Origin of the sequence: Arthrobacter globiformis NBRC 12137 (genome assembly GCF_000238915.1) — a bacterium.
GTDB classification, from domain to species: Bacteria; Actinomycetota; Actinomycetes; order Actinomycetales; family Micrococcaceae; genus Arthrobacter; species Arthrobacter globiformis.
Genome location: NZ_BAEG01000036.1, coordinates 19,935 through 44,333 on the forward strand (window position 1 = coordinate 19,935; position 24,399 = coordinate 44,333).

Sequence of the window (24,399 nt, forward strand, 5' to 3'; positions counted from 1 at the left end):
TAATCGGAAGGGGCCCTGCCCGGGCTTGCGCCGGCAGGGCCCCTTCCGTGCTGAGCACCAACTCCGTGCTCCACACCAACACAAGGCACCAAACAACCGTTGACCCCAAGGAGAACCAGCACATGAAAATTTACGGTGACAGTGAACGGGACAGCGGTCTGCGTACCCCGCCGCTGATCCTCGACGACGGCGAGACCCACCCGGGTGCCTGGATCAGTTTCCGTGACCCGGCTGTTGTGGACACGCTCGCGGCCGAAGGATTCGACTGGATCTGCATCGACGGCCAGCACGGCGGCCCGGAAACCCACAAGATGCAGCCACTCATCGAAGCCGCACACCTGTTTTCCGTCCCGTCCATCGTCCGTGTTCCCGGGCACGACATGGGCACCATCGGCCGGATCCTCGACGCCGGAGCCAGCGGAATCATCTTCCCGACGGTAGAGACGGCGGCGGCAGCGGCGTCACTCATTTCCGCCTGCCGCTTTCCCTCCCGCGGAAACCGCAGCTACGGTCCTACCCGCCGCAGCCCGCGGTACCCCAAGCCGGTCCCGGGCAACCCGCACGACGACGCCCTGTGCATTCTGATGATCGAAACAGCCGCCGGACTGGCGAACCTCGACGAAATCCTCGCGACCGGACCGGACGGCATTTTCGTGGGTCCCTACGACCTGTCCCTCAGCCTGGGCATGACCCTGGAGGAACTGACGGGCGAAGGGCCGGACGGAATACTCGCGGACATCGCACGCCGCTGCGCGGCAGCCGGCATCACCCCCGGCATCTACACCGGAGAGCCCGCACTCTCCGAGAAGATGGCCGCCCTCGGATTCCGCTTCATGCCGGCCGCCTCTGACACCGGGCTGCTGGCTGTCGCGGCCCGCAACGCAGTTTCCGCGGTCCGGCGGCTCACGGCCGCAAAGGCCATGAGCTAGTCCCGAAACCAAGCCGGTACGGGGAGCGCCGCACTAATCGTCGACTGGCCCCAAGCCAACCCACAAGGAGAACTGCCATGCCCTATGCCATGCAAATCACCCGGGCCGGAGGCCCGGAAGTGTTCGAGCGGATCCACGTTCCGCGTCCGGTCCCCGGCCCGGGTCAGGTGCTGGTACGCGTCGCCGCGGTGGGGGTGAACTTCATCGAGACATACCAGCGTTCGGGCGTCTACGCGGTCGACTACCCCCTGGTTCCCGGCGTCGAGGGGGCGGGCACAGTCGAGGAGGCCGGCGCGGGCGTCACCGGGTTTGCGGTGGGGGACCGGGTTGCCACGACAGAGGGCGCGGGCAGCTACGCGGACTACATGGTGCTGGACGCTGATAAGGCGCTTCCCGTGCCGGACGGCGTCTCTGACGACGTTGCCGCGGCGCTGCCGGCGCAGGGCATCACCGCCCACTACCTGATCAACTCCAGCTACCGTGTCCAACCCGGTGACACCGCCCTTACCTATGCCGGTGCCGGCGGGGTGGGACTGTTGCTGATCCAGCTGCTCAAGCTCCGCGGCGCCACCGTCATCACCACGACGTCGACGCCGGAAAAGGCCGAACTGGCCCGGGAAGCCGGCGCCGACCACGTGCTGGACTACGCCGAGGTCCCCCGGCGGGTGCGCGAGCTGACCGGCGGCCGCGGCGTCGACGTCGTCTATGACGGCATCGGCAAAGACACCTTTGAAGGTTCTCTGGACGCCCTGCGGGTGCGCGGCACGCTGGTGCTCTTTGGCGGAGCTTCCGGGCAGGTGCCGCCCTTCGATCTGCAGCAGCTCAACGCCCACGGCTCCCTGACCGTCACCCGCCCCAAAATCGACGATTTCCTGCTTGGCGCCGTGGAGCGGCGCTGGCGCTCCGAGGAAATATTCGGCCTGGTGGCCGACGGAAAACTCAAGGTCACCATCGGCGCCCGCTATCCCTTGAAGCATGCCGCTGCTGCCCATGCCGCAATGGAGTCACGGGCAACCACCGGCAAGATCATCCTGCTTCCTTAAGCTCGGGGGTGAACGCCCCGTTCGCTAATTGAAGGGGCATAGGATGGATGTGGACAGCACGGGCCACGCGCCCTGAGCGAATGTGAACCGGGAGCAGACATGGCGGCGGGACAAAGCGCAGCAGAAGCAGACGAAGCACAAGGTAGCGACGCCACGACTGCCGAAGAGTCGGCGGACCTGACCAACAAGTCCGTCATTAAGGCAACCGTCCTGCTCAGCGAACTTGGCCGCCACCGGCAGGGCATCACCGTGACGGAACTGGCCCAGGCCGTGGGGATGACCCGTCCGACGGCCTTCCGGCTGCTTCTGAGCCTCGAACAGACCGGCTTCGTGGACCGCGTGGACAACCGCTATCTGCTCGGCTGGCAGGTGGCAAGGCTGGGCAGGCTTGCCGACCCTTACACGGGTGCCGTTGCCAGGATCCAGCCCATCCTGGACGAATACGCCGCGAAGCTCAAGGAGACGATGAGCTTCGCGATGGTCCGGAGTGAAACTTCCTACGACGTCATCGCCGAGGCCTCGGGCTCCCGCTACCTGAACGCCACCCACCTGTACGTTGGCGGGAACTACCCTGCTCATGCCAGTGCTACGGGGAAACTCCTTCTCTCTGAACTCAGTGACGACGCCATTGCCGCCACGCTGCCTGAGAAGCTGGAGTCCTACACCGCCCGCACCATCACGAACCGGAAGGCACTCCTGCAGGAGATCCGGCAGGTCCGCGAACAGGGCTATGCCGTCATCGATGAGGAGCTCGAAGAGGGCCTTTTCGCCGTCGCCTATCCGGTGCGCAACGGTTCGGCCGGGCTGATCGGAGTGCTTGCCGCCCAGGGGCCGGTTCAGCGGTTCAAATCGGACAAGCTGCCTGGAGTTGTCGACCAGCTACATAAGGCCGCCGACGAGGTCGCGAAGGCTTTGTCCTAGAGACCCCTGCGCGGCCCGGTAATCGTGCCCGCCCGGTAATTAGGTGTTCGCCATGGCGATCAGGTGCTCACGCGACGGGTATTTCCATTCCACGTACTGAACGGGGACGCCGGCGCGTTCAGCCACCACTCCATGGGTGACGCCGTCCGCGCCCTCACTGCTGCTTACCTCGGTGATGCAGGCGATCAAGGCTGCCGTTCGCCGTTCATTGCGTTCGCGGATGATGTCCGCGGCCCGCTTGGGGATCTTACGCCTTGCTTTCTGGCGCCAGTGCGTCATGTCTTATCTCTGACGGGCGTTAGGAAGCGATGCGGCCTTCAACGTACAGGCCGGCCCACGGAGTGCAGGTGAGCACATCGGAGCCCATGGACGGCTGAGCTATGGGACTTACGTTGCCAGCCAGCCTGCGCCCGGCGATGCGGCGGGCGGAACGTGCGAACGCGCTGAGAAGGAGGCGGTGAACGGTGCTCATGGTGGGTTCCTCGCGGACTGCCGGGGGAACCAGGGGTTCCCGGGTGAAATTTCGGATACCGGAAAGCCGCCTGTGGCCGTCCGATGCGACGTGCAAGTGAAAACGCGCTTTTTGAACGTGACGTTCATTTACTGAACGTATCTTTATTGTGGCCTCTGTCACGGCATTTTGCAAGGGCTGTTCAGGGCGCTGCAGCCGGGGTCCAAATGATTGCCCGCAGGCGCCCGGCATCTGGCGCCGGTAGCGCCGCAGAAATGCATCAGCGGCAATATCCGTAATCATTGCGCCGGAAGGTGAGCCGTGCCACAATGGACCACGTTCATAGATTGAACGTGACGTTCAAGTTTCTTGCCAGCAAGTTTTTACATGACAAGGATCCCGGCCGGACACGCAGATGTGCCGGACGGCAAGGCAGAAGGGAAGGAACCATGTCCATCTCAGTAGGTCACCGAGCAATTGCCAGCGCCTTCGGCTGGGGGCAGGGCCCCGCCCGCCGCCCGGCTGCCGCGCCTTCGCCCGCCACGACGACGGCGGCGGCACAGTCCTCCGTCCAGGCCGCCGCCGTCGAACCCGGCGAACTGGTGTGCTCCCCCTGGGAAGGCCTCTACCGGGAGCAGGCCCACCCGGTGACCGCACGCGGGAAGGAAGCCACGACGCGTCAGCAGCTGGACTCCTTCCTCAACAGCCTTATGTACGGCGAATAGCCAGCACGATGACAACCATTCTGTACGCGGGGGCCGCGGACGACGCCCCATCCACGGCATCATTCACCGAGGACTGCGACGCCAACACCTGCTTCTACTGCGCCGGCCCTGAAACGGACTGAGGACAGCAAGCCCCCGCTCACCACCTCCCCGGGATTTCGGACGGCTGCCGCGAAAGCGGTCCACGGAGGCCATTGACCGCCGATTCTTCTGGAACAAGACTTTCAGTGGGCCAGCAGCCCGCCACCGTCGACCAGGAGGAGCCAGCGATGACCACGCAGGAAACCGAGGCAGAGGCGGCCTACCGGGCCGGCCGGGAATGGTTCAAGAGCGCGGTGGTGTACCAGATCTATCCGCGCAGCTTCGCTGATTCGGACGGCGACGGCATCGGCGACCTCCGCGGGATCATCGGCAAGCTGGACTACCTCCAAAAGCTGGGGGTCGACGTCGTCTGGCTCTCCCCGGTGTACCGGTCACCGCAGGATGACAACGGCTACGACATCAGCGACTACCGCGACATCGACCCCGTGTTCGGCGACCTGGAGACCCTCGACGAACTGCTGGCGGGACTGCACTCGCGGGGGATGAAGCTGGTGATGGACCTGGTGGTCAACCACACCTCGGACGAGCACCCGTGGTTTGTGGAGTCCCGCTCCAGCAAGGACAACCCGAAGCGGGACTGGTACTGGTGGCGGCCGCCGCGCGAAGGCCATGGCCTGGAAACAGCCGAGCCAGGCACACCCGGCGCTGAACCCAACAACTGGGGCTCTGCCTTCTCGGGGCCGGCCTGGGAGTACGACGCGGAAACAGGGGAGTACTACCTGCACCTGTTCTCCAGGAAGCAGCCGGACCTCAACTGGGAAAACCCGGGGGTGCGGGCCGCCGTATACGACATGATGAACTGGTGGCTTGACCGCGGCGTGGACGGCTTCCGGATGGATGTCATCAATTTCATCTCCAAGGAGCAGTCGCTGCCCGACGGTCCGCAGGCCGAAGGGATGCTCTACGGCGACGGCGGCCCGTACTTCATCTGCGGCCCGCGCATCCACGAGTTCCTGCAGGAGATGCACCAGGAGGTCTTCGCGGGGCGTGACAAGGACCTGCTGACCGTGGGCGAGATGCCTGGCGTTACCGTCGAGGACGCCGCCCTGTTCACGGATCCCGGCCGGCGGGAAGTGGACATGGTCTTCCAGTTCGAGCACGTGGCCCTGGACCAGGAGGGCGGCAACAAGTGGCGGCCCAAGAAGCTGCTGCTCACCGATCTCAAGAAGTCCCTGGGCCGCTGGCAGGAAGGGCTCGCCGAGAGCGGCTGGAACAGCCTCTACTGGGGGAACCACGACCAGGCCCGCGCCGTTTCCCGTTTCGGCGACGACGGCCAGTACCGGGAGCTGTCGGCGAAGATGCTGGCCGCCGTCCTGCACCTGCACCGCGGCACGCCGTACGTTTACCAGGGCGAAGAGCTGGGCATGACCAACATGGCGTTCGGGGCCATCAGCGACTACCGGGACATCGAAGTCCTCAACCACCACCGCGAGGCCACCACGCACCTGGGCCACACCGACGCCGAGGTCCTCGCGGCCCTGGCGCCGCTGAACCGGGACAACGCCCGGACGCCCGTGCAGTGGGACGCCAGCCGGCACGGCGGCTTCACCACCGGGGCACCCTGGATAGCCGTGAACCCGAACGCAAACACCATCAACGCCGCGGCCCAGGTTGACGATCCCGGGTCGGTCTTCAGCTTCTACCGCAAGGTGATCGCCCTCCGGCACTCGGATCCCGTGGTCGCATATGGGGATTTCAGCATGCTGCTGCCCGACGACGAACACGTCTACGCGTTCAGGCGCTCGCTTCCGGACGTGGAGCTGCTGGTCCTTGGCAACTTTTCGGGGTCCAAGCGGACAGCCGGGATCGACGACGGCACCTGGCTCAACGGGGGCGCTGAGCTGGTGCTGGCAAACTATGCGCCGGAAGCCGGCGAGGTGCCATCCTTCGACCTGCGCCCGTGGGAGGTGAAGGTTTTCCGCCGGAACGTGTAGCGCAGCCCAGGGCGTCTAGGCGACTAGGGCGCCAGGCGGTCGCCGGGCCGGTGGACGCGGAACCAGCGGTAGCCGTACCGTCCCAGCTCAAGGGTGAACCCGCCGTCGGCCTCCAACGGAACGTTGCCGCCGTCGAACAAATCCAGCAGCATGGCGTTCCTGAACGCCCGCCGCGGACTGTCCCCGGACCCGACGTTCGCGGTGACCTTGACCGGCTCGTCGCCGAAGTTGTGGAGCAGCACCACGGTGGCCTCCGGCGAGCCGCAGCGGTGCGCAAACACGGCCGGCTCGGACTGTTCGAGGACGGCGAACTCGCCCCAGCCCAGCTCCGGTGACTCGCGGTACCGCTGGATGAGCGTGGCCATGAAGTTCCACAGCGACCCGGGGTCCCGTTTGGCGCTGGCCGCGTTGACCTTTTCCGGGCCGTACTCCCCGCGGGGCAGCGGGACCACCAGCTCCGACGCCTTGGCGCTGGAGAAGCCGCCGTTCTTTTCGTCGTTCCACTGCATGGGCGTGCGGACGGCGGCACGGCCCTTCTGCCGCAGGTCCTCGCCCATGCCGATCTCCTCGCCGTAGAAGAGGACCGGCGTGCCGGGCAGGGAGAACATCAGCGAGTAGACCATCCGGATCCGGTCGGCGTCGCCGCCCAGCATCGGCGGCAGCCGGCGCCGCAGTCCCCGCCCGTAGAGCTGCATGTTTTTGTCCGGTCCGAACGCGGCGAAGACCTCCTCCCGCTCTCCGTCGCTGAGCTTGTCCAGCGTGAGCTCGTCATGGTTGCGCACGAACATCGCCCAGTGGTTGTCAGGATGCAGCCGCGGACGCGTTTTCAGCGTTTCGGCCAGCGGACGGGCGTCCTGCCTGGCGAGCGACAGGTAGATGTGCTGCATGGACATGAAGTCGAACTGCATGTTCAGCTCGTTGCCTTCGGCGCCGCCGAAATACTCCAGCTGGTCCTTGTACGGCAGGTTCACTTCGCCCAGCAGCACCGCGCTGCCGTTGCGCCGGTTCACGAAGCTGCGCAGGGCGCTGAGGTAGTCGTGCGGGTCGATGTTGGCCGCCTCGTCCTTGGGCGCACCCCGGGTCTCCAGGAAAAACGGCACCGCATCCAGCCGGAATCCGTCCAGCCCGAGCTCCAGCCAGAGGCCCATGGCCTTGGCTATCTCGTTGCGGACTTTGGGGTTGGTGACGTTGAGGTCCGGCTGGTGCTCCATGAACATGTGCAGGTACCACTCGCCGGTGGCATCGTCCTGGGTCCAGAGAGAGGTCTGTTCGCCCGGGAACACCACTTCCGAGGACGTGTCCGGCGGCGGATCACTTCGCCAGACGTAGTAGTCCCGGTACGGGTTGTCCACGGATTTGCGGGCCTCGACGAACCAGGGGTGCTGGTTGGAGGTGTGGTTGACCACGAAGTCGGCGATCACCCGGATGCCGCGGTCCTTCGCGGTGCGGATAAACTCCACAAAATCGCCCAGCGTGCCCAGCCGCCGGTCGACGTCGAAGAAGTCCGTTACGTCGTAGCCGTCGTCGCGGTCCGGTGACGGATAGAAGGGCATGAGCCAGATGCAGTTCACGCCCAGCGCCGCCAGGTAATCCACGCGCTGGGTCAGGCCGCCGAAATCACCGGTGCCGTCGCCGTCGTGGTCGAAGAACGTCTCAACATCCAGGCAGTAGACGACGGCGGTTTTCCACCACAGGTCCGATGTCTCCGCGATGTTCATGCCACCGGAACCTTCCGCAGCTGCGGCAGGACGCTCTGCGCGAAGGCGTCGATGAACGGCGCCTGCTCCTGCCCCACGAAGTGCAGGTACAGCTCGTCGAACCCGAGATCCAGATACTCGCCCAGCCACTGCACGTGGCGGTCCAGGCTGGCGGAGACGTTCACCGATTTCCGGACCTGGGCCTCCCCAACGTCGGCGCTGACACCGTCGAAGTGCGCCGCAGTCGGCAGGTCCCAGGGGACGGGCGGGGCGAAGACGTTCGAACGCCACTGATCCATGGCAATGGCGACGGCGTCCTGCTCCCGGGGAGCCCAGGACAAGTGGATCTGCAGCACGGCCTTCCCCTTGCCGCCCTCTGAGCGGTACGCCGCCAGCATTTCCGTGAGCTTTTCGGCCGGCTGGTTCACCGTCACCAGGCCGTCAGCCCAGCCGGCCGCCCGGCGGGCCGTTTCCACGCTGATCGCCGGTGCGATCAGCGGCGGCGGTGGTGAGGGCACATCCCAGATGCGCGCCTGTTCCACGGTGACCAGGCCGTGATGGGTCACCTCCTCACCCGCATGCAGCCGGCGGATGACGTCCACGCACTCCTCAAGCCGTTGCTGGCGTGTCTCCTTCAGCGGCCACGGGTCACCCGTGACGTGCTCGTTCATGTTCTCGCCGCTGCCCGGAGCCATCCAGAACCGGGCCGGAAACATGGACGCCAGTGTGGCCGAGGCGTGGGCGATGATGGCCGGGTGGTACCGCTGGCCCGGCGCTGTAACCACGCCGAAGCGCAGGCTGGTGGTGGCCAGGGCAGCCCCCAGCCAGGACCACGCGAAGCCCGAGTGCCCCTGCCGCGCCGACCACGGTTCGATGTGGTCCGAGCACATGGCGGCGTCGAAGCCCGCCTCCTCGGCGAGCCGGACGTCCTTGAGGAGCTGGCCGGGGCTGATCTGTTCATGCGATGCGTGGAAACCTATAGCTGCCATCGTTAATGTCTACCGGCGGCCAGGGATCGTGTCGAGGGGGCTATGCCGGGGGCGGAGCGGTGCCGGGGGTGGCGTCCGGCAGGGTCCCGGGCAAGAATGGGGCCTATGCAGCTGCCGGTCATGCCCCCTGTCGCCCCCATGCTGGCCAAATCGGTCGGCGCCATCCCCGAAGGCCGCTTGAGCTACGAGCCGAAGTGGGACGGATTCCGCTCCATCATCTTCCGCGACGGCGACGACGTGGAGATCGGTAGCCGCAACGAGAAACCGATGACGCGCTACTTCCCCGAACTCGTGGAGGCGCTGAAGGCCAACCTGCCGGCCAAGTGCGTAATCGACGGCGAGATCGTCCTGGTGGGCTCGTCCGGCGACCGGCTGGATTTCGACGCACTGCAGCAGCGTATCCACCCCGCAGCCAGCAGGGTCAAGATGCTTTCCGAGCAGACGCCGGCAAAATTCGTGGCTTTCGACCTGCTGGCCCTCGGCGACGAGGACTTCAGCGGCCGTCCCTTCGCCGAACGGCGCGCGGCCCTGGAACGGGCGTTCGCCGCCGCCAGCGCCCCGGTCCACCTGACCGCCGCCACGCAGGATCCGGAACTGGCCGGAAAATGGTTCCACCAGTTCGAGGGCGCCGGCCTGGACGGAATCATCGCCAAACCCCTGGACGGACCGTACCAGCCGGACAAGCGCGTGATGTTCAAGATCAAGCACGAACGAACCGCTGACTGTGTCCTGGCCGGTTACCGCGTCCACAAGAGCGGCCCCGACGCGATCGGGTCGCTGCTGCTGGGCCTGTACAAACCCGGCGGCGAACTCGCCAGCGTGGGCGTGGTGGGCGCCTTTCCGATGAAGCGGCGCAAGGAGCTTTTCGAGGAGCTCCAGCCCCTGGTCACCAGCTTCGACGAGCATCCGTGGGCCTGGGCAAAACAGGAGGAGGGCGCCCGGACACCCCGCAACGCGGAGGGCAGCCGGTGGAGCGCGGGCAAGGACCTGTCCTTCACGCCGCTGCGGCCGGAGCGCGTGCTGGAAGTGAAGTATGACCACATGGAAGGCGAGCGGTTCCGCCACACCGCCCAGTTCGTGCGCTGGCGTCCGGACCGGGACCCAACGTCCTGCAATTATGAGCAGCTCGAGGAACCGGTGAAGTTCGACCTCGCCGAAGTGCTCGCCACCTGAAACTGATTAAACCCCGACGGCGGTCCGCCCCTTCCGAAAAGGGGCGGACCGCCGTCGTCGTACTAGTTTGCCTAGGCTCCGGTCTACTTGAGCCCGAGCTCCTTGGTGGGAACCTTGAACGTTTCCTTGGCCGTCAGCGCGGAGACGGCGGCGATGACGCAGATGACCGCGGTGAAGATGCTGATCTGCACCCAGCCGCCGGGCTTGATGCCGCCCATGGCCGCAACGATGGCCGGCGCGAAGCCTGCCATCAGAAAGCCGAGCTGCGTGCCGATGGCCAGGCCGGAGAAACGCACCTTGGTGCTGAACATCTCGGCGTAGAAGGAAGGCCAGACGGCGTTCGAGGCTGCATAGCCGCAGGAGAAGAAGGCGATGGCAGCCAGGAACATCAGCGGCACGTTGCCGGACTCGAGGCTCAGCAGGAACAGCGGGGCCAGGGCCGCGCTGGACAGGGCGCCGTAGATGTAGACGGGCTTCCGGCCGATCCGGTCGGCCAGCTTGCCGAAGAGCGGCTGGGTGCCCAGGGCAACGAGGTTGGCGCCCACCACGAGCCAGAGGGTGATGGTGCCGTCCACGCCGGCAACGGTCTTGGCGTAGCTGATGGCGAGGGTGCCGAACACCGTGGAGACGGCGGCGATGAAGGCGCAGCAGATGACCCGGAGGACGTCGCGCCAGTGGGCCTTGAGCAGGTCAGCCACGGGCAGCTTGGCGATCTGGGCCGACTTCTGGGCGGCTTCGAAGGCCGGCGGCTCGTGCAGCGTGCGGCGGATGAAGAAGGCAATCAGGACAACCACGGCGCTGAGCCAGAAGGGGATCCGCCAGCCGATGCCGTACTTGACCTCGTCCGGCAGGGCGAGCACGGGAATGAAGACGAGTGCCGCCAGGATCTGGCCGCCCTGCGTGCCCGTCAGGGTCCACGAGGTGAAGAAGGAACGCTGGTTGTCCGGAGCGTGCTCCAGGGTCATGGAAGAGGCGCCGGCCTGTTCGCCGGCCGCGGAGAGGCCCTGGCAAAGGCGCGCCAGAACCAGAAGGGCCGGAGCCCACCATCCCACCGTGTTGAAGTCCGGCAGGCAGCCGATCAGGAAGGTGGAGGCACCCATGAGGACCAGGGTGAACATGAGGACCTTGCGCCGGCCAACCCGGTCCCCGAAGTGGCCCAGGACAACGGCGCCGACGGGCCGGGCGATGTAGGCAAAGCCAAAGGTCGCAAAGGACATGATGGCGGCGTTGGCGTCAGCGTTCGGGAAAAACACGTGCGGGAAGATCAGTGCGGCTGCCGAGCCGAAGATAAAGAAGTCGTAGTACTCGACGGCGCTGCCGAGGAAGCTGGCAAGGGCTGCCTTCTTCGGTGTCCCGGCCGGGGCAACAGTGCCCGGCGCGGCGGACGGAATGGTCTGGCTCATGGTGTTCCTTCAGGGGGACGACGTTGTCGCGGGATGGATCAGGGGTCGCGGCCGCCGTCCTTGTTGGGGAAGAGGCGGCGGAGGTCCTTGGAAAGACCGACCCGGATCAAGTAGCCACATGGTGAGAGCTACTTGTGCGATACAGCAATGATGGCTGTGAGGGCAGTCACCTGTCAAGAAAACTGCTCACGATCTAGAAATAGCTCTCACATTGTGGCAACATCAAGCTATGAGTGTGAAGGAAGCCACAGGCGAAGACGCCTCCCCAGCCACCCCCGTTGAAGCAGATGCCCCCGCTGAAGCGGCAAGACCCGCCAAGGGGGAATCCCGTACCGACATGGTGGGCAAGGCCCTGGGCCTGCTGGTCCTGTTGGGGGATGAGCCCCGCGGGGCCAGCGCGGCGGAGATTTCCCGGCGCGCGGACCTTCCGTTCAGCACCACCTACCGGCTCCTTGGTTCGCTCACCCGTGACGGGTTCGTGGACTACGAGCCGGACGGCCGCCGCTACCACCTTGGCCTTCGCATTTTCCAGCTGGGCCAGGCTGTATCCCACCACCACGGATTCGCCGGTACGGCGCTGCCCATCCTGCGCCGCGTTACCGAGCAGACGGGCGAGGCGACCATCCTCTCCGTCCGCGACGGCATCCACCACCTCACCGTGAACAAAGTGGACGGCCCCCAGACCTTCCGCGTGACCAGCGACCCCGGGCATCTCGGCGCGCTCCACACCACCTCCGTGGGCAAGGCGCTCGTCGCGTTCGCCGAGAAAGAGGACCGAGAGCGGCTGCTCGAGGAACTCCCGCTGGAGCCCCTGACCGCCCTGTCCATCACCGACCGGGACGCCTTCCGCGCCGAAATCGAGAGGGTCCGCCGGCAGGGCTACGCGGTCATGGATGAGGAGAACGAGCTGGGCATGCGCGCCGTGGCGGTGCCGGTCTTCAACTCCCAAGGCATCGCCTTCGCCTCCCTGGCCACCGCTGTTCCGGTGTTCCGGCTCAGCATGGAGGCTCTGGTGGCACTGGTTCCCCTCCTGCAGGCGGCCGCCGTCGAGCTTTCCGCCCGGCTGCCCCAGCGCTGAACCGCGCAGCGCTAAACCGCCCGGAGGTGCTGCCAGAAACTATTTTGTTCGCATCTAGAACAAGAGTGCATCATATGAACTTTTCCTGTACTGTTATCCGTATCACCCGGCCAGCGCGGGGCGCAGCAGGCGCCCAAGCCGGTCGAGTGCCGTTGTCAAAGGAGCCGCACGCATGAGCAATCGAACCGAGTCCTACCTCATAGGACTTGTCGGGGATGGCGTGATGCCGTCGCTCTCGCCCCACATGCACGAGCGCGAAGGCGACGTCCAGGGCGTCCGGTACCTGTACCGGCCCGTCGACCTGCACGAGCTCGACCTGCCGGCCACCGCCGTCGGCGACCTGCTGCAAAGCGCCTACCGGATGGGCTTCAACGGGCTGAACATCACGCACCCGTGCAAGCAGCTGGTCCTCCAGCACCTCGACGAGATCGCCCCCGATGCCGAACGCCTGGGCGCCGTCAACACCGTGGTCATCCAGGACGGCCGCTTCATCGGCCACAACACAGACTTCTCCGGCTTCGCCGCCGCACTGGCCTCCGGACTTCCGGACGCCAGGCTGGACCGCGTGGTGCAGCTGGGAGCGGGCGGCGCCGGATCCGCCGTCGCCTACGCCCTGCTCACGGCCGGCGTGCAGACGCTGGAGCTCGTGGACATGGACCCGGCGCGCTGCGCCGAACGCGCCGCCGAACTGGCCGGATTTTTCCCGGACCGCACCGTCACAGCGCGCACGACGGCGGAGCTGCCGCTGCTGATGCCCGCCGCCGACGGCCTGGTGCACTGCACTCCCGTGGGCATGGCCGCCCACCCCGGCACGCCGCTGGACATGGCCCTCGTGGAGCCCCGGCACTGGGTGGCGGACATCGTCTACCGCCCCATCGAAACCGAGCTCGTCCGCGAATCGCGGGCCAAGGGCTGCCAGGTGCTGGACGGCGGGCGCATGGCCGTGGGCCAGGCCGCCGATGCTTTCCGGATCTTCACCGGACTCGAGCCCGACGCCGAACGGATGCGCGCCCACTTCCTGGAGCTCATCGCAGCGGAAGAGGTGGCCGTCTGATGCGCACCGGGATCGCCACCGTATGCCTTTCCGGCACGCTGAAGGAAAAGATGCAGGCCTGCGCCATCGCGGGCTTCGACGGCATTGAGATCTTCGAGCAGGACCTGGTCACCTCGTCGCTGAGCCCCGAAGACGTCCGCAAGATGGCCGCTGACCTGGGCCTCACGCTGGACCTCTACCAGCCCTTCCGCGACTTCGACAGCGTGACCGAGGACCTGCTCGCGGCCAACCTCCGCCGGGCCGAGGCCAAGTTCCGGCTCATGTCCCGGCTGGGCATGGACACCATCCTGGTGTGCACCAACGTCGCCACGGCCACGATCGACGACGACGACCTGCGGGCCCAGCAGCTCGCCGCCCTGGCAGACCTCGCGGGCGAGCACGGCGTCAAGGTTGCCTACGAGGCCCTCGCCTGGGGCAAGTACGTCAACGACTATGAGCACGCCCACCGCCTCGTGGCGAAGGTGGACCACCCCAACCTCGGCACCTGCCTGGACTCCTTCCACATCCTGTCCCGGGACTGGGACACCGCGCCCATTGAGGACATCAACGCGGACAAGATCTTCTTCGTCCAGGTGGCCGACGCCCCCAAGCTCTCCATGGACGTGCTCTCCTGGAGCCGGCACTACCGCGTCTTCCCGGGCGAGGGCCAGTTCGAGCTCGCCAAGTTCATGGGCCACGTGGTCCGCGCCGGCTACACAGGGCCGGTCTCGCTCGAGGTCTTCAACGACGTCTTCCGCCAGTCCGACGTTGAGCGCACCGCCGTTGACGCGATGCGCTCGCTGATCTGGCTGGAGGAGCAGAGCGCCAAGTGGCTGGACACCAACGCGCCGGCCGCTGGGAACGCCGCCGGTGCGGGCGGCACCCAGGCCGCCGCCCGCCGTCGTTATCCCATGGAACTGGCAACGCTCCCGCAGGTGGCGGAGCCCGCCGGCTTCAACTTCGCCGAGGTCAAGGCCGCGGACACCGGGGTGCTGGAAAAGGTCCTCGGACAGCTTGGCTTCGAGTTCAACGGCCGCCACCGCACCAAGGACGTCCAGCTCTGGACCATGGGCCACGCCCGGGTGATCATCAACGAACAGGCCCCCGAGGCCGCCGAACCGGCCATCGCCGCCCTGGGGTTCGACGTCGACTCCCCGGTGATTGCCTCCGCCCGCGCCCAGCAGCTCAAGGCCCCCGTGGTTCCCCGGAAGAGCCAGGCCAACGAGGAAGTGTTCCAGGGCTTCTCCGCCCCGGACTCCACCGAGATCTTCCTGTGCCAGGGCAACCCGGACGGAACCGCCGCGTGGACGCGTGAGTTCGGGGAGGGACTCGAGGTACCGTCCGGTGCACGGACCGCGGTGATCGACCACGTGAACCTGGCCCAGCCGTGGCAGCACTTCGACGAGGCTGTCCTCTTCTATACGAGCGCCCTGGCGCTGGAGCCGCAGCCGTACGCCGAGGTCGCCAGCCCCAGCGGGCTGGTCCGGTCCCAGGTCATGCAGACCTCGGACCGGGACGTGCGCCTGGTCCTGAACCTGGCCCCGGTCATCCAGCAGGACGGCGCGGACCCGGGGACGGCCCCACGGAAGACCTACCAGGAGCACATCGCGTTCGCCGTGGATGACCTGGTGGCGACCGCCCGCGCCGCCCGCGACAGGGGCCTGGCGTTCCTGCAGATCCCGGAAAACTACTACGAGGACCTGGACGCCCGCTTCGACCTCGACCCCGGTTTCCTGGGCACGCTCCGGGACCTCAACCTGCTGTACGACCGCGACGCTGACGGTGAGTTCCTGCACTTCTACACCGCCACGGTGGGCAGCGTGTTCTTCGAAATGGTGGAACGCCGCGGCAACTACGACGGCTACGGAGCGCCCAACGCACCGGTGCGCCACGCCGTCCAGTACGACCACCTGCACGACCTGACCAAAACCAACCACTGATTCCAACCACAGATTGAAAGGAGGCTGCTGTGCCTGAAGACGTGAATCTCGCAACGTACAACGCCGACGCGCTGACCGAGGACCTGTCGGACGCAGTACCTGCAACCCCGGCCGCCGCCCCGGCAGAGAAGCCCCGCGTGGAAACCCAGCAGGATCTCAGCGCGGAGATCAAGGCCCTCGGAGACGCCTACGCCCGGGCCCTGAAGGACGGTGCGGCGCCGGAAACCCAGCCGCGCCTGGACTTCCCGCCCTACCGCAGCAGCCTCCTGCGCCACCCCACCAAGAGCCTGCACCACGCGGACCCGGAAACCATCGAGCTGTACTCCCCGGCGTTCGGCCACCAGGACGTCCACGCCCTGGAGTCTGACCTGACCATCCAGCACAACGGTGAGCCCCAGGGCGAACGCATCATCGTCGCCGGCCGCGTGCTGGACGGCGACGGCCGGCCGGTTGCCGGCCAGCTGGTGGAAATCTGGCAGGCCAACTCCTCCGGCCGCTACATCCACAAGCGCGACCAGCACCCGGCACCGCTGGACCCCAACTTCACCGGCGTGGGCCGCTGCATCACCGGCCCGGACGGCTCCTACCGCTTCACCACCATCAAGCCGGGCGCCTACCCGTGGAAGAACCACCTCAACGCCTGGCGTCCAGCGCACATCCACTTCTCCCTGTTCGGCACGGAGTTCACGCAGCGGATCGTCACGCAGATGTACTTCCCGGGCGACCAGCTCTTCCCGCTGGACCCGATCTACCAGTCGATCGTGGACCAGGATGCCCGCGACCGCCTCGTGGCCACCTACGACCACGACCTGACCCAGCCGGAATGGGCGCTGGGCTACAACTGGGACATCATCCTGACGGGCTCCAAGCGGACCTGGACCGAGAACGAGGCGCTGGGCGCGGAAGGCGACGACCATGAGTAACTCCACCAAGCTTGTTCCCACCCCCGGCCAGACCGTAGGCCCGTTCTACGGCTACGCCCTGCCCTACGACAAGGACCGCGAGCTGCTGGCCCCCGGCTCGCCGGGATCCATCCGCCTCCAGGGCACCGTCTACGACGGCGCCGGGCACGCCATCCCCGACGCCATCCTCGAGATCTGGCAGCCGGACTCCGAGGGCAACATCGTGCACCGGACCGGTTCGCTCGTCCGGGACGGCTACACCTTCACCGGCTTCGGCCGCAGCGCCGTGGGCAACTCCGGTGTCTACACCTTCACCACGGTGAACCCCGGCCCCACCGAACCCGGCGCAGCAGCCTTCATTTCCGTCGCGATCTTTGCCCGCGGCCTGATGAACCGCCTCTTCACCCGCATTTACCTGCCGGAGAACGAGGAGGCGCTGGCGAATGACCCGCTGCTGTCCTCGCTGGACCCCGAGCGCCGCAGGACGCTGATCGCACGCCGCGACGCCGACGGCGGGCTCACCTGGGACATCCGCCTGCAGGGCGAGGGCGAAACCGTCTTCCTCGACTTCGAGGGAACCGGAACCGGGGGCGCCGCAAAGTGACCGGCTTCCAGGCAGCGGGCGCCGGCGGGCTCGGCGACGTCGGACTGCTCAGCCCTGTGTCGGCGTCGCCCCTCGTGGAGGCCCTGACCGGTGACCGGGCCATCCTTGCGGCGATTCTCGCCGTCGAGGCCGGCTGGGCCGCCGTGCTGGAGCACCATGACCTCGCTCCCGCCGGGTCCGCTGCCGTGGTGGCCCACGCCGCCGACGCCTCCCGGTACGATCTTGCCGATATCGCCAGGCGCGCCCAGGGCGGCGGAAACCCGGTGATCCCGCTCCTGGCCGACCTCCGGGCCCAGGTGAAGGCGCTGGACACTGCCGGTGCCGGTGTGCGTGCCGCCAAGGCTGTGCACACCTCGCTGACCAGCCAGGACGTGCTGGACACGGCCCTGATGCTGGTGGCGCGCAACACCGTCGCGGCGCTGCTCGCTGACGTGAAAGGCACGACGGCGGCACTCGCCCGGCTGGCGGGACAGCATGCGGACACGCTGTGTGTCGGCAGGAGCCTGACCCAGCACTCGCTGCCGTTCACGTTCGGGCTTCGGGCGGCGCAGTGGTTCTCCGGCCTGGCTGCTGCGGCACGCCGGCTTGAGGCGCTGGTGCTGCCGGTGCAGTTCGGCGGCGCGGCGGGTACGCTCGCTGCCGGCACGGTGCTTACCTCCCAGGCAGGGCTGACGTCCGGTTCTGCCACGGATCCCTTTGCACTTTCCGACGCGCTGGCCGCCCAGCTGGGCCTCGCCGCCGCCCCCGCCCCGTGGCACACCAACCGGCTGGCCGTGACGTCGCTCGGCGACGCGGTCGCCTCCGTGGTGGACGCCCTCGGCAAGATCGCTGCGGATGTCCTGTTCCTGAGCCGTCCCGAGGTGGCCGAAGTGGCCGAACCGCGCGCCCCCGGCCGCGGAGTTTCCTCGGCGATGCCGCAGAAGCAGAATCCCGTGCTGTCTGTGCTGGTGCGCAGCGCCGCCCTGCAGGCGCCCGGCCTCGCTGCGCAGCTGCACCTTGCCGCGGCCACCTTCAACGATGAACGTCCCGACGGTGCGTGGCACACCGAATGGCCGGCCCTGCGCCAGCTGCTCGCGCTGGCCCTCGGCGCCGCCGGCCACGTGCGGGAACTCGCGGAGGGGCTGCAGGTCTTCCCCGACGGCATGCGGCGAAACCTGGACCTGTCCGGCCCGCTGCTGCTCAGCGAAGGCGTCTCCGCTGCGGTGGCACCGCTTCTTCCCGCCGGCGGTGATGGTACCCCCGAAGCCGGCCTTGACGGGAAGCAGCAGCTGCAGGCCGTCGTCGACAAGACGCTGCAGGCGCCGCCGGCCGAACAGGCCGCCACCTACCGCCGGCTGCTGCGCGAGGCCGTCCCCGCGGACAGGCTCTCCGACGCCCGGCTGGAGGAGCTGCTCGACCCGGCCCGCTACCTCGGGCAGGCAGCCGAGATCTCGCGGCGGATCCTGGCGGCTTTCCCGGATTTTGCGCCTACTTCAACCGAACCAGACGGAAACGGAGATTCCCGTGGCTAAACCAGCAGTGAAGGCAGTGCTGCTTTCCCCCCAGCGCGCGCTGGGGGACAAACCGCTCCTGATCGTCGGGCCGTCGCTCGGCACCTCCTCGGTGCTGTGGGCCCAGGTCGGCTCGCTCCTGGGCAACGACTTCGACGTCGTCGCCTGGGACCTGCCCGGACACGGAGTCTCAGCCGCCGCCAGCGAAACGTTCAGCGTCGCGGACCTGGCGGACGCCGTCGTCGAACTTGTTGACTCGATCGCCCCCGGCGAGAAGTTCCACTACGCCGGAGTGTCCCTGGGCGGAGCCACCGGCCTGCAGCTGGGCATCAAGCACGGCGACCGGCTCAAGAGCCTCTCCGTGCAGTGCTCCGGCGCCAAGCTCGGCACCCCCGAGGGTTGGCTGGAACGCGCCGAGACTGTCCGCACCCAGGGCACCCCGGTGATGATCCAGGGCTCGGCCGAACGCTGGTTCGCGCCCGGGTTCATGGACCGCGAACCGGAAGTCAGCAGCCGGCTCCTGCACTCCCTGCGCGACGCCGACCGCTTCAGTTACGCCTTCTGCTGCGAGGCACTGGCCGGCTTCGACGTGCGCGACCAGCTCGGCAGCATCACCGTCCCCACGCAGGTGGTGGCGGGTGCGCTGGACGGGGTGGCCCCGCCGTCGTTCGCCGAAGAGGTAGCCGCCGGCATCACCGCCGGCGGCGGAACAGCGTCCGCAGCCACCCTCGAGGGTGTGGCGCACCTGGCGCCCGCCGAGGCACCCGCCCACGTGGCCGAGCTGATGCGGAGCCTAATTTCCTGGACCGAAACCCGTGGAGGAGCGAAATGAGCAGCGCCGAAGCTACCGGTACACAGGCAACGGACACACAGGCACCCGGCAACCGGGCAGCCGACGCCCGGCGCAACGGTGTGGTTCAGCCGGACGCCACCAGCCGGGAGATTTACGACGGCGGCATGGTGGTCCGGCGCGAAGTGCTCGGCGACGCGCACGTTGACCGGGCAAACGCCAAGAAGGACGCCTTCACCGAGGACTTCCAGGACATGATCACCCGCATAGCGTGGGGCGGCATCTGGACGCGTCCGGGCCTGCCGCGCCAGATGCGCTCCGCCGTCACCATCACCGCCATGGTGGCGCACGGGCACTGGGAAGAACTGGCCATGCACATCCGCGCGGCCATCACCAACGGCCTCAGCCGGGACGAGATCAAGGAGATCCTGCTGCAGACCGCCATCTACTGCGGAGTCCCCTCCGCCAACACCGCCTTCAAGACAGCCCAGCAGGTCTTCCATGAAATGGACAGCGCCGGGCTCGACAACACCCCCATCCCACCCAACTAGGTAGCAGCAGACGGCGTTCTGAGCCCTCACAACGCCCTGAAGTGCTACCCAGTTGGGTCCAGAGAATTCGAGGAATTCATGAACCAGGCATTTGTATACGACGCCGTACGCACGCCGTTCGGGAAGTTCGGCTCCGGCCTCGCCGGGGTCCGTCCGGATGATCTTGCAGCGCATGTGATCGGCGAGTCCGTTCGCCGGGCCCCCGGGCTGGACGTGGAGCGCATCGACGAGGTGGTGTTCGGAAACGCCAACGGCGCCGGCGAGGAGAACCGCAACATCGCCCGGATGGGCACACTGCTGGCCGGTTTGCCGGTCTCGATCCCCGGCACCACGGTGAACCGGCTCTGCGGTTCGTCGCTGGACGCGGCGATCATCGCGTCCCGGCAGATCAACGCCGGCGACGCCGACCTGGTCCTGGTGGGCGGTGCCGAATCGATGTCCCGGGCACCATGGGTTTTGCCCAAGACGGAGAAGCCGTACCCGGCCGGGGACATGACCCTGGCGTCCACCACGCTCGGCTGGCGCCTGGTGAACAAGGCCATGCCCAAGGAGTGGACGATCTCCCTGGGCGAGGCCACCGAACGGCTCCGCGAGAAGTACGGCGTGACCCGGGCCCAGCAGGACGAGTTCGCGGCTGCCTCGCACAACCTGTCCGCCGCGGCGTGGGACGAGGGGTTCTACGACAACCTGGTCGCACCCGTGCCGGGCACGGACCTGGTCCGCGATGAGAGCATCCGCCCGGGTTCGTCGGCGGAGAAACTGGCCGGGCTGAAGACGGTGTTCCGGCCTGAAGCTGCTGGGGCTGAGGGCGGCACGGTGACCGCCGGAAACGCCTCCCCGCTCTCCGACGGCGCGTCCGCGGCCTGGATCGGGTCCGAGAACGCCTCGTCCATCCTGGGCCTGGAACCGCTGGCCCGGATCGCCGGCCGCGGCGCGCACGGCAACGATCCCCAGTTCTTCGGCTTCGCCCCGGTGGAGGCGGCAAACAAGGCCCTCGCGAAGGCGGGCATCGGCTGGGACGAGGTGGGCGCCGTCGAACTTAACGAGGCGTTCGCCGCGCAGTCCCTGGCATGCATCAACGCCTGGGGGATCGACCCCTCGATTGTGAACCGGCACGGCGGTGCGATCGCGATGGGCCACCCGCTGGGTGCCTCCGGTACCCGGATCCTGGGCACGCTGGCGCGGTCCCTGCAGGCGTCCGGGCAGCGCTGGGGCGTGGCGGCGATCTGCATCGGCGTCGGGCAGGGCCTGGCAGTGGTGCTCGAAAACGTAACTTCTTCCAATGGAAAGGCGTAGGCGATGCTGAATTTCGTTGACACGGTCGGCGAGGCCGTCGCGGCCGTCAAGGACGGCTCCACCGTGATGATCGGCGGGTTCGGCAACGCCGGCCAGCCGTTCGAACTGATCGATGCGCTGCTGGACAGCGGCGCCACGGACCTGACCGTGGTGAACAACAACGCCGGCCAGGGCGACCAGGGCCTGGCTCTGCTGATCAAGGAAGGCCGGGTCCGCAAGATGATCTGTTCGTTCCCGCGGCAGTCGGACTCCTGGCACTTCGACGCGAAGTACAAGGCCGGTGAAATCGAGCTGGAGCTGGTGCCGCAGGGCAACCTGGCCGAGCGCATCCGCGCGGCCGGGGCCGGGATCGGTGGGTTCTTCACCCCCACCGGGTACGGCACCATGCTCGCCGAGGGCAAGGAAACCCGTATCATCGACGGCCGCGGCCAGGTCTTCGAAACCCCGATCCACGCCGACGTCGCGCTGATCAAGGCGCTGAAGGCCGACCGTGTCGGGAACCTGGTCTACCGCAAGACCGCACGGAACTTCGGCCCGATCATGGCCGCCGCCGCGAAGCACACGGTCGTGCAGGTGTCCGAGATCGTGCCCACCGGCGGCCTGGACCCGGAGAACATCGTGACCCCCGGCATTTACGTCAACAGCATCGTCCGTATTGACTCCAGCGGTGCTGCCGCCGCCGGCAACGCAGAACAGGTGGCCTGAGATGAGCCTCGTAGAAACGTCCATCCAGACGTCCGAAACCCCGCTGGGCCGCGACGACCTCGCCCGGCTCGTGGCCCGGGACATCAAACCCGGTTCGTTCGTGAACCTCGGCATCGGCCAGCCCACCCTGGTGTCGAACTACCTGGTGCCGGAGCAGAACATCACGCTCCACACCGAGAACGGCATGCTCGGCATGGGGCCGGTGGCCACCGGGGACCAGATCGACGAGGACCTCATCAACGCCGGCAAAATCCCCGTCACCGAACTCCCGGGAGCGTCCTACTTCCACCACGCGGACTCGTTCGCGATCATGCGCGGCGGGCACCTGGACATCTGCGTCCTGGGCGCGTTCCAGGTCTCCGCGACCGGTGACCTCGCCAACTGGCACACCGGCGCACCCGACGCGATCCCGGCCGTGGGCGGCGCGATGGACCTCGCCACCGGAGCCAAGGACGTCTTCGTGATGATGACACTCCTCACCCGCGAAGGCGCGTCCAAGATCGTCGAAGCCTGCACCTACCCCCTCACCGGCGTCGGCTGCGTCACCCGCGTCTACACCGACAAGGCCGTTTTCCTCACCGGACCCGAAGGAGTCCGCGTCCGCGAAACCTTCGGCTGCACCCTCGAAGAACTCCAGGCCTTGGTGCCCGTCCCCCTCACCGCAGCCCCCGCCGTCGAGCAGTAACCCAGCGCGAACTGGCAGCAGATGCCTCAAATCCCGGATCTGAGGGCATCAGCTGCCAGTTCGCGCTCCGGCGGGCTAATAGGATTGGTAACCATGACCGACGCAGCAGCAGGGACCACGCCTCGGGCGGGCCGCCCGCCGAAGGACGGGGCGGCGCCGGCGGCCAGTGACCAGTACGTGCAGTCGCTCGCGCGCGGGCTGGCTGTGATCCGCGCGTTCGACACCGAACATGCCGACATGACGCTCACCGAGGTGGCTGCCCGCACGGATCTCACGCGTGCCACCGCGCGGCGTTTCCTGCACACGCTGGTGGAGCTCGGTTACGTCCGGACCGACGGCAAGACCTTCGCACTTACGGCCCAGGTGCTGCAGCTTGGCTACGCCTATCTTTCCGGTCTCTCGCTGCCGCAGCTGGCGCAGCCGCACCTGGAGGAGCTGTCCCTGAAGCTGGGGGAGTCGACGTCGGCGGCGGTGCTGGACGGAACGGACATCGCTTACATAGCCAGAGTTACCACCCGCCGGATCATGACCATCGGCATCACAGTAGGGACCAGGTTCCCGGCCTACGCGACGTCGATGGGCAGGGTGCTGCTCGCCGGCCTTCCGCCGGAGCAGCTGAAGGAATACCTGGCCGCGGCGGAGATCAAGCCCCTGACTCCGCGCGCGATCGGCACGGTGAAGGACCTGTTGGCCGTCCTGGACAAAGTTCGGGCTCAGGGCTGGTGCTTGCTGGACCAGGAGCTGGAGCTTGGGCTGATGTCCGTGGCCGCGCCTGTTTACCACGGCGCGAAGGTGGTGGCCGCCGTCAATGTATCGCTGCAGGCACAGTCTGTTGCCGCCAAGCCGGATCGCGAGGCCTACCTCGAATCCGTGCGGAAGGAAATCGTGGCCACGGCAGAACGAATTTCCTCCGACTTCTCCAGCGGACGGTAGCTGTACTCACCCGGTTGGTTGATGACGCCGCCGAGGATCTGCGCGCCTTCCCACAACGGAGCTCAGAGAAAACCAGCAGTGAGCTTATTCCCGTTGGGGGCGTGAGCGGAAGTAGTGGTTGCGGCGGGGTTTTCGGTGGGGGTCGAGTTCTGGTGGGGGTTTGAACCAGGGGACTTGGTTGGTGATTTCGATGGTCCACAGTTCTTTGTGGATGAGGTGGTGGTGGTGGGTGCAGAGGAGGACGCCGTTGCCGGTGCTGGTGGTTCCGCCCTGTGACCAGTAGGTGATGTGGTGGGCTTCGCACCAGGGCGCGGGGATGGTGCAGTCGGGGAATGCGCAGCCCTGGTCCCGGGCCATGATGGCTTTGCGGATGTGGGGCGGGAAGACCCGTGAGGCGCGGCCGATGTCCAGGATCCGGCCGTCGTTGCCGAGGACGACGGGGATGAGGTCGGCGTCGCAGGCGATTTTGCGGATCGTGGCGGGGTTTACCGGGCCGGAGAAGGCGAACAGGGCGGTCCCGTCGCCGGTCCGGCCGGTGTAGCCCGGCCGGGGACCCTGCACTCCTTGGAACGAAGGCGCTCCTTGGAACGAAGGCGCGCTTTGGGACCACTGCGTGCCCTGCGAGGACTCCTGCGGCGGTGCTGCCCGGTCCGGCGGTGGTGCGGCCCACTGTGCGTTGTGCCGTTGGTGGAGTTCGGCGAGGAGGTCGCGGTAGTTGATGGTGACCAGGATCTGGGGCCGGTGTCCGCCGTTGGCGGGCAGGGTGTCGGTGGTGAGGGCGGTTTGGCAGGCGCCGACGAGTCCGTCGAGTCTCTTCTGGCCCTGGGACCGGTGGTCCAGCGGGATTTCCGGGAGGTCCGGGGTGTCCCAGCCGGCCGGGCCGCCCTGTTCCCCGGCCCCGTCACCGTTCGTCCCGTCACTGTCAGTCCCGGCACTGCCGGTCCCGGCACTGCTGTCCCTGGTTGCTTCGGTGCCGGTCCTGTCGGTGCCGGTCCCGGTTGTGTCGGTGTCGGGTGTCGGGGTGC

The 24,399-nt window shown here is 67.4% G+C and carries 24 protein-coding genes; 18 read left to right on the forward strand and 6 right to left on the reverse strand.

The annotated features are described in order from the left end of the window. Window positions 1-122 precede the first annotated feature (122 nt). The 3 genes from ARGLB_RS05875 to ARGLB_RS05885 all read left to right on the forward strand — a co-directional run bounded on the left by ARGLB_RS05875 (window position 123) and on the right by ARGLB_RS05885 (window position 2,893). Window positions 123-929 (forward strand): HpcH/HpaI aldolase family protein, encoded by an 807-nt coding sequence (locus ARGLB_RS05875; RefSeq protein WP_050934289.1) that lies wholly within the window; start codon window positions 123-125, stop codon window positions 927-929. A gap of 77 nt (window positions 930-1,006) precedes the next feature. Beyond that, window positions 1,007-1,972 (forward strand): quinone oxidoreductase family protein, encoded by a 966-nt coding sequence (locus ARGLB_RS05880; protein ID WP_003800037.1) that lies wholly within the window; start codon window positions 1,007-1,009, stop codon window positions 1,970-1,972. A gap of 99 nt (window positions 1,973-2,071) precedes the next feature. Beyond that, window positions 2,072-2,893 (forward strand): IclR family transcriptional regulator, encoded by an 822-nt coding sequence (locus ARGLB_RS05885; protein ID WP_003800038.1) that lies wholly within the window; start codon window positions 2,072-2,074, stop codon window positions 2,891-2,893. Window positions 2,894-2,932: 39 nt separating this feature from the next. Here the strand turns inward: ARGLB_RS05885 and ARGLB_RS05890 are convergent, their stop codons facing one another. Both ARGLB_RS05890 and ARGLB_RS23525 read right to left on the reverse strand, forming a co-directional pair. Further along, a complete protein-coding gene (locus ARGLB_RS05890; protein WP_003800039.1) occupies window positions 2,933-3,172 on the reverse strand; it encodes a TetR/AcrR family transcriptional regulator in 240 nt (79 codons plus the stop codon). Window positions 3,173-3,191: 19 nt separating this feature from the next. Then, window positions 3,192-3,365: a hypothetical protein gene (locus ARGLB_RS23525; protein ID WP_175304963.1), complete on the reverse strand. Its 174-nt coding sequence runs from the start codon at window positions 3,363-3,365 to the stop codon at window positions 3,192-3,194. Window positions 3,366-3,793: 428 nt separating this feature from the next. Between ARGLB_RS23525 and ARGLB_RS05900 the strand changes: the two genes are divergently transcribed. Next, window positions 3,794-4,069 carry a hypothetical protein gene (locus ARGLB_RS05900; RefSeq protein WP_003800043.1) on the forward strand — a complete coding sequence of 92 codons (276 nt, stop codon included), beginning with the start codon at window positions 3,794-3,796 and terminating at the stop codon, window positions 4,067-4,069. 269 nt (window positions 4,070-4,338) lie between these two features. Next, window positions 4,339-6,105 carry a glycoside hydrolase family 13 protein gene (locus ARGLB_RS05905; protein WP_003800045.1) on the forward strand — a complete coding sequence of 589 codons (1,767 nt, stop codon included), beginning with the start codon at window positions 4,339-4,341 and terminating at the stop codon, window positions 6,103-6,105. A 23-nt stretch (window positions 6,106-6,128) separates the two neighbouring features. On the opposite strand, the gene ARGLB_RS05910 is transcribed toward ARGLB_RS05905, so the two are convergent. Beyond that, window positions 6,129-7,823 carry an alpha-amylase family protein gene (locus tag ARGLB_RS05910; RefSeq protein WP_003800048.1) on the reverse strand — a complete coding sequence of 565 codons (1,695 nt, stop codon included), beginning with the start codon at window positions 7,821-7,823 and terminating at the stop codon, window positions 6,129-6,131. After that, entirely contained in the window at window positions 7,820-8,791 is a 972-nt protein-coding gene (locus ARGLB_RS05915) for a TIGR03885 family FMN-dependent LLM class oxidoreductase (protein ID WP_003800050.1), read from the reverse strand. Before ARGLB_RS05915 ends, ARGLB_RS05910 begins: the two co-directional genes overlap by 4 nt. Window positions 8,792-8,896: 105 nt before the next feature. Between ARGLB_RS05915 and ARGLB_RS05920 the strand changes: the two genes are divergently transcribed. After that, window positions 8,897-9,964: an ATP-dependent DNA ligase gene (locus tag ARGLB_RS05920; protein ID WP_003800052.1), complete on the forward strand. Its 1,068-nt coding sequence runs from the start codon at window positions 8,897-8,899 to the stop codon at window positions 9,962-9,964. 83 nt (window positions 9,965-10,047) lie between these two features. Here ARGLB_RS05920 and ARGLB_RS05925 read toward each other — a convergent pair whose 3' ends face one another. Then, window positions 10,048-11,367, reverse strand: coding sequence for an MFS transporter (locus tag ARGLB_RS05925; RefSeq protein WP_003800054.1), 1,320 nt, complete (start codon window positions 11,365-11,367; stop codon window positions 10,048-10,050). A gap of 229 nt (window positions 11,368-11,596) precedes the next feature. On the opposite strand from ARGLB_RS05925, the gene ARGLB_RS05930 reads away from it, so the two are divergent. The 12 genes from ARGLB_RS05930 (at window position 11,597) to ARGLB_RS05985 (ending at window position 23,374) form a co-directional block, all read left to right on the forward strand. Beyond that, the gene (locus ARGLB_RS05930) at window positions 11,597-12,445 is read left to right on the forward strand and encodes an IclR family transcriptional regulator (RefSeq protein WP_003800056.1); all 849 of its coding nucleotides are present in this window, start codon (window positions 11,597-11,599) and stop codon (window positions 12,443-12,445) included. Window positions 12,446-12,617: 172 nt separating this feature from the next. Next, entirely contained in the window at window positions 12,618-13,499 is an 882-nt protein-coding gene (locus ARGLB_RS05935; RefSeq protein WP_003800058.1) for a shikimate dehydrogenase, read from the forward strand. Beyond that, entirely contained in the window at window positions 13,499-15,418 is a 1,920-nt protein-coding gene (locus tag ARGLB_RS05940) for a bifunctional sugar phosphate isomerase/epimerase/4-hydroxyphenylpyruvate dioxygenase family protein (protein ID WP_003800060.1), read from the forward strand. Before ARGLB_RS05935 ends, ARGLB_RS05940 begins: the two co-directional genes overlap by 1 nt. 29 nt (window positions 15,419-15,447) lie before the next feature. Then, window positions 15,448-16,341, forward strand: a complete 894-nt coding sequence (gene pcaH, locus ARGLB_RS05945) for a protocatechuate 3,4-dioxygenase subunit beta (protein ID WP_003800062.1) — start codon at window positions 15,448-15,450, stop codon at window positions 16,339-16,341. Further along, the gene (pcaG, locus tag ARGLB_RS05950) at window positions 16,334-16,924 is read left to right on the forward strand and encodes a protocatechuate 3,4-dioxygenase subunit alpha (RefSeq protein WP_003800064.1); all 591 of its coding nucleotides are present in this window, start codon (window positions 16,334-16,336) and stop codon (window positions 16,922-16,924) included. The genes pcaH and pcaG overlap by 8 nt, the downstream gene beginning before the upstream one ends. Beyond that, window positions 16,921-18,435 (forward strand): lyase family protein, encoded by a 1,515-nt coding sequence (locus tag ARGLB_RS05955; RefSeq protein ID WP_003800066.1) that lies wholly within the window; start codon window positions 16,921-16,923, stop codon window positions 18,433-18,435. Before pcaG ends, ARGLB_RS05955 begins: the two co-directional genes overlap by 4 nt. Next, window positions 18,428-19,246 (forward strand): alpha/beta fold hydrolase, encoded by an 819-nt coding sequence (locus ARGLB_RS05960; RefSeq protein WP_003800068.1) that lies wholly within the window; start codon window positions 18,428-18,430, stop codon window positions 19,244-19,246. The genes ARGLB_RS05955 and ARGLB_RS05960 overlap by 8 nt, the downstream gene beginning before the upstream one ends. After that, window positions 19,243-19,755 (forward strand): 4-carboxymuconolactone decarboxylase, encoded by a 513-nt coding sequence (gene pcaC, locus ARGLB_RS05965; RefSeq protein WP_003800070.1) that lies wholly within the window; start codon window positions 19,243-19,245, stop codon window positions 19,753-19,755. Before ARGLB_RS05960 ends, pcaC begins: the two co-directional genes overlap by 4 nt. A 78-nt stretch (window positions 19,756-19,833) precedes the next feature. Continuing rightward, complete coding sequence (locus ARGLB_RS05970) at window positions 19,834-21,051, forward strand: thiolase family protein (RefSeq protein WP_003800072.1); 1,218 nt, start codon at window positions 19,834-19,836, stop codon at window positions 21,049-21,051. Window positions 21,052-21,054: 3 nt separating this feature from the next. Continuing rightward, a complete protein-coding gene (locus ARGLB_RS05975) occupies window positions 21,055-21,756 on the forward strand; it encodes a 3-oxoacid CoA-transferase subunit A (RefSeq protein WP_003800074.1) in 702 nt (233 codons plus the stop codon). Between the two features lies 1 nt (window position 21,757). Then, window positions 21,758-22,441, forward strand: coding sequence for a 3-oxoacid CoA-transferase subunit B (locus tag ARGLB_RS05980; RefSeq protein WP_003800075.1), 684 nt, complete (start codon window positions 21,758-21,760; stop codon window positions 22,439-22,441). Window positions 22,442-22,534: 93 nt separating this feature from the next. Further along, a complete protein-coding gene (locus ARGLB_RS05985; protein WP_003800078.1) occupies window positions 22,535-23,374 on the forward strand; it encodes an IclR family transcriptional regulator domain-containing protein in 840 nt (279 codons plus the stop codon). An 84-nt stretch (window positions 23,375-23,458) separates the two neighbouring features. On the opposite strand, the gene ARGLB_RS23985 is transcribed toward ARGLB_RS05985, so the two are convergent. Then, on the reverse strand, window positions 23,459-24,399 hold a 941-nt coding region (locus ARGLB_RS23985), incomplete at its 5' end, for an HNH endonuclease signature motif containing protein (RefSeq protein WP_003800080.1).

Coding starts and splice junctions, on each gene's coding strand:
- ARGLB_RS05940 (WP_003800060.1), top strand. CDS start 13,499: ATGCGCACCGGGATCGCCACCGTATGCCTTTCCGGCACGCTGAAGGAA.
- ARGLB_RS05985 (WP_003800078.1), top strand. CDS start 22,535: ATGACCGACGCAGCAGCAGGGACCACGCCTCGGGCGGGCCGCCCGCCG.
- ARGLB_RS05880 (WP_003800037.1), top strand. CDS start 1,007: ATGCCCTATGCCATGCAAATCACCCGGGCCGGAGGCCCGGAAGTGTTC.
- pcaC (WP_003800070.1), top strand. CDS start 19,243: ATGAGCAGCGCCGAAGCTACCGGTACACAGGCAACGGACACACAGGCA.
- ARGLB_RS05900 (WP_003800043.1), top strand. CDS start 3,794: ATGTCCATCTCAGTAGGTCACCGAGCAATTGCCAGCGCCTTCGGCTGG.
- ARGLB_RS05935 (WP_003800058.1), top strand. CDS start 12,618: ATGAGCAATCGAACCGAGTCCTACCTCATAGGACTTGTCGGGGATGGC.
- ARGLB_RS05915 (WP_003800050.1), bottom strand. CDS start 8,791: ATGGCAGCTATAGGTTTCCACGCATCGCATGAACAGATCAGCCCCGGC.
- ARGLB_RS05970 (WP_003800072.1), top strand. CDS start 19,834: ATGAACCAGGCATTTGTATACGACGCCGTACGCACGCCGTTCGGGAAG.
- pcaG (WP_003800064.1), top strand. CDS start 16,334: ATGAGTAACTCCACCAAGCTTGTTCCCACCCCCGGCCAGACCGTAGGC.
- ARGLB_RS05975 (WP_003800074.1), top strand. CDS start 21,055: ATGCTGAATTTCGTTGACACGGTCGGCGAGGCCGTCGCGGCCGTCAAG.
- ARGLB_RS23525 (WP_175304963.1), bottom strand. CDS start 3,365: ATGAGCACCGTTCACCGCCTCCTTCTCAGCGCGTTCGCACGTTCCGCC.
- ARGLB_RS05875 (WP_050934289.1), top strand. CDS start 123: ATGAAAATTTACGGTGACAGTGAACGGGACAGCGGTCTGCGTACCCCG.
- ARGLB_RS05925 (WP_003800054.1), bottom strand. CDS start 11,367: ATGAGCCAGACCATTCCGTCCGCCGCGCCGGGCACTGTTGCCCCGGCC.
- ARGLB_RS05905 (WP_003800045.1), top strand. CDS start 4,339: ATGACCACGCAGGAAACCGAGGCAGAGGCGGCCTACCGGGCCGGCCGG.
- ARGLB_RS05885 (WP_003800038.1), top strand. CDS start 2,072: ATGGCGGCGGGACAAAGCGCAGCAGAAGCAGACGAAGCACAAGGTAGC.
- ARGLB_RS05930 (WP_003800056.1), top strand. CDS start 11,597: ATGAGTGTGAAGGAAGCCACAGGCGAAGACGCCTCCCCAGCCACCCCC.
- ARGLB_RS05920 (WP_003800052.1), top strand. CDS start 8,897: ATGCAGCTGCCGGTCATGCCCCCTGTCGCCCCCATGCTGGCCAAATCG.
- ARGLB_RS05980 (WP_003800075.1), top strand. CDS start 21,758: ATGAGCCTCGTAGAAACGTCCATCCAGACGTCCGAAACCCCGCTGGGC.
- ARGLB_RS05890 (WP_003800039.1), bottom strand. CDS start 3,172: ATGACGCACTGGCGCCAGAAAGCAAGGCGTAAGATCCCCAAGCGGGCC.
- ARGLB_RS05910 (WP_003800048.1), bottom strand. CDS start 7,823: ATGAACATCGCGGAGACATCGGACCTGTGGTGGAAAACCGCCGTCGTC.